General features: G+C 60.8%; 6 protein-coding genes. 3 read left to right on the forward strand and 3 right to left on the reverse strand.

What is annotated here, in order from left to right; genetic code table 11:
- The 3 genes from DOU50_RS01100 to DOU50_RS01110 form a co-directional block, all read left to right on the forward strand.
- Positions 1-634, forward strand: a 634-nt coding sequence (locus DOU50_RS01100; RefSeq protein WP_265589602.1) for an ATP-binding protein, incomplete at its 5' end; no start/stop codon positions are given.
- A gap of 105 nt (positions 635-739) precedes the next feature.
- Positions 740-1,321 carry an NAD(P)H-dependent oxidoreductase gene (locus tag DOU50_RS01105; protein ID WP_024906501.1) on the forward strand — a complete coding sequence of 194 codons (582 nt, stop codon included), beginning with the start codon at positions 740-742 and terminating at the stop codon, positions 1,319-1,321.
- Positions 1,322-1,352: 31 nt separating this feature from the next.
- A complete protein-coding gene (locus DOU50_RS01110) occupies positions 1,353-1,667 on the forward strand; it encodes a putative quinol monooxygenase (protein WP_008502984.1) in 315 nt (104 codons plus the stop codon).
- Between the two features lie 88 nt (positions 1,668-1,755).
- On the opposite strand, the gene DOU50_RS01115 is transcribed toward DOU50_RS01110, so the two are convergent.
- The 3 genes from DOU50_RS01115 to DOU50_RS01125 all read right to left on the reverse strand — a co-directional run.
- Positions 1,756-2,631 (reverse strand): MurR/RpiR family transcriptional regulator, encoded by an 876-nt coding sequence (locus DOU50_RS01115; protein WP_048990494.1) that lies wholly within the window; start codon positions 2,629-2,631, stop codon positions 1,756-1,758.
- The gene (locus tag DOU50_RS01120; RefSeq protein WP_148768561.1) at positions 2,628-3,578 is read right to left on the reverse strand and encodes an iron-siderophore ABC transporter substrate-binding protein; all 951 of its coding nucleotides are present in this window, start codon (positions 3,576-3,578) and stop codon (positions 2,628-2,630) included. The genes DOU50_RS01115 and DOU50_RS01120 overlap by 4 nt, the downstream gene beginning before the upstream one ends.
- 9 nt (positions 3,579-3,587) lie before the next feature.
- Positions 3,588-4,384: FecCD family ABC transporter permease (locus DOU50_RS01125; RefSeq protein ID WP_148768560.1), on the reverse strand; the 797-nt coding region annotated here is incomplete at its 5' end.

Genomic DNA, 4,384 nt, shown 5'->3' on the forward strand with positions numbered 1-4,384 from the left:
CTTTACGTCCGATGCGGCCCACGAGCTGCGCAGCCCGCTGGCGGCCCTGAAGGTACAAACTGACGTGGCGCAGCTCTCTCATGACGATCCGCAGGCGCGGGAAAAGGCGCTGATGCAACTGCATGCGGGAATTGACCGCGCTTCCCGGCTGGTGGACCAGCTCCTCACGCTGTCGCGTCTGGATACGCTGGACAACCTGGACGATGTCGAACCTATAACGCTTGCCGATCTACTGCAGTCGGCGGTGCTGGATATCTGGCATCCGGCGCAGCAGGCGGGCATTGATGTTCGCCTGAATATCCATGCACCAGAGGTTACACGTACGGGTCAGCCGCTGCTCCTGAGCCTGCTGGTGCGCAACCTGCTGGATAACGCGATTCGCTACAGCCCGCACGGCAGCGTGGTGGACGTGACGCTGGACGCGCGTAGCTTTAGCGTGCGCGACAACGGTCCCGGCATTTCACCGGACGCGCTGGCGCGCATCGGCGAGCGCTTTTATCGTCCGCCGGGTCAGGATGCCACGGGCAGCGGGTTGGGATTATCCATCGTAAAACGCATCGCCGCGCTGCACGGGATGCGCGTCTCGCTGAGCAATGCCCCTGAAGGTGGTTTTGAAGCGAAGGCCAGCTGGTAAAGAATTATTGCGTTTAATGCAAAAGACTTTGCACATTTTGCTCATTTTTCCGCTCCGTCCTCGCGCGTAGAATACTCGCCATACTCACATCATCGAGGACAAATAATGAGCAACATTCTGATTATCAACGGTGCAAAAGAATTTGCGCACTCTAAAGGCCAGCTGAATGACACCCTGACCGAGGTCGCGGACGGTTTCCTGCGCGACGCCGGGCATGATGTTAAGGTCGTGCGCGCAGACAGCAACTACGATGTGAAAGCCGAAGTGCAGAATTTCCTGTGGGCTGACGTGGTGATCTGGCAGATGCCAGGCTGGTGGATGGGCGCGCCGTGGACCGTGAAAAAATACATGGACGACGTGTTCACGGAAGGTCATGGCTCTCTGTATGCCAGCGATGGCCGCACCCGCTCTGACGCGTCTAAAAAATACGGTTCAGGCGGTCTGATTCAGGGCAAAAAATATATGCTGTCACTGACCTGGAACGCCCCGCTGGAAGCCTTCACCGAGAAAGATCAGTTCTTCGAAGGCGTGGGCGTGGACGGCGCGTACCTGCCGTTCCACAAGGCGAATCAGTTCCTGGGCATGGATCCGCTGCCGACCTTTATCGTCAACGACGTGATTAAAATGCCTGATGTCCCGAGCTATATCGCAGAATATCGCAAGCATCTCGCGAAAATTTTTGCTTAACTGGTAGCCTGGAATTAAAGGAGTAGTAAACATGCTTACCGTTATCGCAGAAATCCGTACTCGTCCAGGTCAACATCACCGCCAGGCGGTGCTGGATCAGTTCGCGAAAATTATCCCGACCGTACTGAAAGAAGAAGGCTGCCACGGCTACGCGCCTATGGTGGATGCCGCCACTGACGCCAGCTTCCAGGCGACCGCGCCGGACTCGATCATCATGGTTGAGCAGTGGGAAACCGTCGCGCATCTTGAAGCGCACCTGCAGACCGCGCACATGAAAGCGTGGAGCGACGCGGTGAAGGGTGACGTGCTGGAAACCCACATCCGCATTCTGGAGCAAGGAGTTTAAGTTTCCCCTCACCCTGGCCCTCTCCCCAAGGGAGAGGGAGAACAGATCCAGGCCCGGTAAGCGCTAGCGCCACCGGGCTTTGTTGTTTTTAGCTGCTTTTCTTCCCCGGCTTTAACCCGCGATGGAGCTCGTTGATGCGCTTCATTGACTTGATGGTGCGCTGCGGCTCGGTAGAAGCGACGGACAAAATGATCATCTCCAGACACAGCAGCACCGTGCCGTGGAGCGGGATTTTGCCCTTTTCGCCGCCGCGCGGAACGTGGATCACCACGCTGGCCTCCTTACTGAAACGCGAATCAAGGGCGTTGGTCAGCAGGATGGTGGGAATGCCCAGACGTTTTGCTTCACGCAGGGTGGTTTGCCCCTCCCGGTGCGCGGATTTCTGCGCCATCATCACAAGCACGTCGCCGCGCTGAAGCGCAATCAGCTGTTCGGCAAGCCCTATCCCGGTACGGTTGAGCGGCGTGGCGGGTAATCCCATACGGCTGAACAGCCTGGCGGTGTACTCGGCCAGAATGCCGGAGGCGCCAATGCCAAATATGGCGACCTGCCTCGCCTGCGCCAGCAGAGAGACCGCCTGCGCCATCGCGTAGCGGTTATGGGGCTCGGATAACACCTCACAGGTGTGTTGATGCCCCTCCAGCACGAAATCAATGCTCGCGTTAACGTCGCTGGCGAGCGTGTTCACCGTGGTGGACATCTTTTCGCTGGAGGTGACCACCGGGCCAAACCACTGCTCCAGCGTCTGCTTGAGATCGCGCAGCCCGGCGAACCCCAGCGCCTGAATGGCGCGGACCACCGTGGCATCCGAGGTTTTCAATACGGCGGCAATCTCCATGGCGGTCTGCTCCATCACCGCTTCGCGGTTGTCATGGATATAGCGTGCGACCTGCAGCAGACGCGGCGTCAGCTGATGCGCGCGCGAGCGGAATCGCTCACCGTAAACATCGACTCTTCGGATCACCGTAACGCCTCCGGCAGCGGACGCCCGGCAATCTGCGACTGCACCTGCGCGGCCATCAGCCCTAATGACGCGAACGAATTCGAGATGGCCTCTTCACGCGAGATCAGCACGTAGCGCCCGGTTCGGCAGGCATTCAGGAACTGACACCAGCCCGGCATGACCGCATCCATCGCCGCCAGCTCGTCCTGCGGTTTACCGCCCGTATCCCCGCGCCAGGTGGCGAAGACGAAATCGGCATCCAGCTCCGGCAGGCGCTCGGCGCTGACGTCAATCCGCCCCCCTTCCGGGATGGACTCAATCAGCGGCGGGAATTTGAATCCGGCGTCGCGCAGCACGCGGCCCAGCGAGTGGTAGCTGTGCATGGCGTTGATTTTCCCCTGATTAGCCTGGATCACGGACACGGTCACCTTGCTGGTATCAATTGTCGCCTTCAGCGCCTTAATCTGCTCCTGATAGCGCCGTTCCAGAACCTTGAGCCGCGCCTGCGTTCCCGTCAGCTGAGCCAGCTTGCGGTAGATCTCCGGCGCGCCGCCGTCGAGATGATCGATGCTTACCGTCGGGGCAATTTTTTCCAGCTGTTCCACCGGGGTGTTGCGCGTCGGCTCGGTGATAATCAGGTCAGGCTTTGCGGCGGCGATGGCCTCTATGTCGATATCGGCCGTGCCGATAAATTTGATATCGGAATTATCGAAGTCGACGCCGGTCAACATGCCGCTGGAGCGCAGAAAGTGGCTGCCGTCTGGCCGCGTGCGGCCATGGCTCGCCACCGGCGGCACGCCAAGCTCAATCAGCGGAATGGTGATATCCAGATCGTGTAATGAAACAATCCGCTTCGGATGAACCGGCACAACGACTTTGCGTCCCAAATCGTCGGTAAATACCTGCGTCGGCTCCGCCGCGCTCACCGCGAACCCCACCAGCAACAGCATCGAAAACAGTATGCGCATCATAGTCCCCTAAAATCTGTCCCGACGCTGCCAGAGCAGCAGCAGGAAAAACGGTCCGCCAATCAATGAAATTACAATCCCCGCCGGCAGCTGCAGCGGGAGGAATGCCAGACGTCCGACGTTATCCGCCAGCAGCACCAGCAGCGCGCCCAGCACGGCGCTTCCCGTCAGGAGCGCAGTTTGCCCACCGCGCAGCAGCAGGCGCGCCATGTGCGGGGCAATCAGCCCCACGAAGCCAATACTGCCCACGCAGGAGACGCAGGCCGCCGTCAGCACCACCGGGGCGAGAACCCGCAGCAGCGCCAGCCGGGTTGTGCGCACGCCAAGACCTGCGGCGGCCTGATTGCCAAGCAATGCCACGTCCGCGGCCCGGGCGGTAAACAGCAGCAGCGCAAACGCGGGGATAGCCCAGAGCGCGGCCAGCCTCACCAGCGTCCAGTTGGCCGCATGCAGGCTTCCCGCCAGCCACAGCATCGCCGTCTGCACGTCGCGTACGTCGGCGGTGGTCATAAAGACGCCCATCGCCGCGGCAAAGGCCCACGACACGCCGATGCCTATCAGGATGAACCGCGGGCGCGAGATATCGCGCGCCAGGGCGATGACCAGCAGCGCGGTAAGCAGCCCGCCGGCCATGCCGACCAGCGGACGCCAGGCCAGGCCCAGCGCCGGGAACTGAAAAATCAGCAGCAGTACCGCCGCGCTACAGCCCTCCTTCACGCCGATAAGCCCGGGGTCAGCCAGACCGTTGCGGGTGATGGACTGCATTGCCGCCCCTGCCATGCCGAGCATGGCGCCGCACAGTATCG

The sequence above is a fragment of the Enterobacter sp. C6 genome, assembly GCF_008122455.1.
Taxonomy (GTDB): Bacteria; Pseudomonadota; Gammaproteobacteria; order Enterobacterales; family Enterobacteriaceae; genus Enterobacter; species Enterobacter pseudoroggenkampii.